Origin of the sequence: Bacteroides sp. ET225 (assembly GCF_024733745.1) — a bacterium.
In the GTDB taxonomy this organism is placed as follows: domain Bacteria; phylum Bacteroidota; class Bacteroidia; order Bacteroidales; family Bacteroidaceae; genus Phocaeicola; species Phocaeicola excrementipullorum.
Window position 1 is genome coordinate 1 of the sequence record NZ_JANRHN010000069.1, and the last position, 2,873, is coordinate 2,873.

Below are 2,873 nucleotides of genomic sequence, written 5' to 3' on the forward strand. Positions count from 1 at the left end.
CGGCATGAAATCCGGACGGGTGCAGGGCTTTGTGCCGGATGTGAAAGATTTGCCCGCAATGTGCATCCTGGCAGGCCGTGCGTCTTATTTCAAGTCGACCACTGTGATTCCGGCCCCTCCGAACTGCACATGCTCGTCCTGGAAATGGGCGACTCCCGGCACCGTGGCAAGGTATTGCCGGATGAGTGTGCGCAGGATGCCGGTTCCCGTTCCGTGAAGGATGCGGACGCGGCTGATGCCCACCTGAACGGCGTCGTCGATGAAGTAAGTGACCGCCTGGATGGCTTCATCCCCCCTCATGCCCCTCACGTCAATGTCCTGCTTGAAATTCAGTTTCTTCTTGTGCATCAGTTCCTGCGTTTCGCTGCTCACGAAGGTCGACTTTACCGGGGCGGCCGGTTTGGGGGCTTCGGCGCGTTCCAGACGCTCTGTCTTGACATTCGTCTTCATCAGTCCGAACATGACTACCGTATTTCTCGGATTTGTTTCGAGCACCTGTCCTACGCTGGTCTGTCCCTTGATCCGCACGTAATCGTCTGCCATTATAGGCCTTGCTTTAGGCGTTTCCCGGGCTGCATCTTCGGCCTTCTGCTGTTCTTTCCGGTTTTTTTTCCGCTCCTGCTTCTGGCGCAACTGCTCCATCTTGCGTGCGATTTTTTCTTCTGCGGCTGCTTTTTCCGCCTCTTCCACCTGGCGCTTGAAGTCTTCCAGTTCCTGGCGTGCCTGCCGGGTTTTCTCTTTTTCCGCCTGCGATTCCTTGATGGTCCGGATTGTGTTCTCGATTTTTGCGTTTGACTCTTTCAGCAAGTGTTCGGCATCTTCTTTCGCCTTTTTCAGAATCTCTTTCCGGCTCCGCTCCAGTTCTTCGATTTCGCGCTGGTATTTTTCGATGACTGCGTCCATCTGCTTTTCCCTCTGGTGGATTTTCTGGCGTTTGGTTTCCCAGTACCGTTTGTCGCGCACGATGTCCTGCAGGTATTTGTCGCTCTGTATGTATTCGCTTCCTACGATTTCTGAGGCGTCGGCTATCACCTCTTCGGGCAGGCCGATTTTCCGTGCAATCTCTACGGCAAACGAACTTCCCGGGTTTCCTATCTGCAGCTGGAACAGCGGGCGCATTTCGTGCCGGTCATAAAGCATCGCTCCGTTTACCACCCCTTCGTGGTCTTCCGCAAAGTGCTTCAGGTTCTGATAGTGCGTGGTGATGACCCCGAAGGTACCTTTGTTGTTCAGCCGTTTCAAGACGGCTTCGGCGATGGCGCCTCCGATTTGCGGTTCCGTTCCTCCGCCAAACTCGTCGATCAGGATAAGGCTCCGGTGGTTGCAGTATTTCAGCATCATCTTCATGTTGGTCAGATGCGAAGAGTAGGTGCTCAAGTCGTCTTCAATGCTCTGTTCGTCGCCGATATCGATGAAGATATGGCTGAATATGCCGGCATGGCTGCTTTCGCTCATCGAAACAAGCATTCCGCACTGCAGCATATACTGAAGCAGTCCGACGGTTTTAAGGCAGACGGACTTTCCGCCGGCATTCGGTCCGGATATGAGCAGGATGCGGCGTGCTGCATCCAGTTCGATGTCTAGCGGCACTACCTTTTTCCCGTGTTTCTCAAGCGACATTCTCAATAATGGGTGAACGGCTTCGCTCCAGTCAATGACCTGTGCGTCCTCAAACGCTGGCTTTATCCCTTTCATTTCGATGCCGGACAAAGCTTTGGCGCGGATGAAGTCTATTTCAGCCAGAAAGTCGTAAGATTGCAGGATTGCCGGTATCTGGGGGCGGATTGCTGCGGAGAACTCGGTGAGTATGCGGATGATTTCCCGTCTTTCCTCTCCCTCCAGTTCGCGGATGCGGTTGTTTGCCTCCACCACTTCCGCCGGTTCTATGAATACGGTCTTTCCGGTGGCCGATTCATCGTGGACTATACCCCTTATTTTCCGTTTCATGCCCGGAGCGACGGGGATGACAAGCCGCCCGTCGCGTACGGTCGGAGTGATATCCTTGTCGACATACCCTTCAGACTGAGCGTTCCGGAGGATTGAATTCAAGCTCCGTGATATGCTGCTTGCCGTGGCAGACAACTCTCTCCGGATGCGCAGCAGTTCTGCCGAGGCATTGTCCTTGATTTTTCCGAATTTGTCGAGAATGCCGTTGATGCGTGCTATGATCTGTGGAAACACGATGATGTCGCCTGCCAGCTCACGCAGTGCGGGGTAGGGGGATTTGGTGTTTTCCGTTCCGTTGCCGTCCGGATCCTCGTCTTCTTCGGTTTGCTGGAGAAAGCGCACGATGTCGCGTATCGTTTCAAGCGAGCGCTTCAAGTCGAACACCTCTTGTTCGTCCAGGTACAGTCCTTCCACACGTATGCGTTTGAGCGGCGTGCGCACGTCAAAGAAATACTGGTCGGGAAAACTGTTTTCCTCCTGGATGATCCGTACAAACTCCGTTGTCTGCGCCAGTCGGGTGCTGATTTCCTCAAAATTGTCAGAGAAAGCCATTTCATCCACTCGTTCTTCGCCCAATGTGCTAAGACATTTTGCTTTCAGCAGGTCGCGGATCTGGTTGAATCCTATTTTCTGTTCAAAGTTCTGCGGGTATATCATGAATAAACATTTGTTCTTTTGATTTCTGCTGCAAAGTTACGACAATGAGAAAAAAGAATCAAAAAAAGCGGTCAGATATTTGCATATTCAAAAAATATGCGTACCTTTGCATCGCTTTTGAAAGGAAGCACTCCTGAAAAGAGTTTTGGAGAGGTGGCAGAGTGGTCGATTGCGGCGGTCTTGAAAACCGTTGTACCGCGAGGTACCCGGGGTTCGAATCCCTGTCTCTCCGCTGAAACCTAAGACATTAGGTAGTCAAATTAAGACAA

Annotated in this window: 1 protein-coding gene and 1 tRNA gene; one reads left to right on the forward strand and one right to left on the reverse strand. The window is 52.5% G+C overall.

Features of this window, described 5'->3' with window-relative positions:
- Window positions 1-84: 84 nt before the first annotated feature.
- A complete protein-coding gene (locus NW212_RS15065; protein ID WP_258339433.1) occupies window positions 85-2,604 on the reverse strand; it encodes an endonuclease MutS2 in 2,520 nt (839 codons plus the stop codon).
- Window positions 2,605-2,751: 147 nt separating this feature from the next.
- Here NW212_RS15065 and NW212_RS15070 point away from each other — a divergent pair.
- Window positions 2,752-2,836 (forward strand) — tRNA-Ser (locus NW212_RS15070).
- The last annotated feature ends 37 nt before the right edge of the window (window positions 2,837-2,873 follow it).

Excerpts from the sequence above, each read along its gene's own strand:
- NW212_RS15065 (WP_258339433.1), bottom strand. The coding sequence starts at position 2,604 with ATGATATACCCGCAGAACTTTGAACAGAAAATAGGATTCAACCAGATC.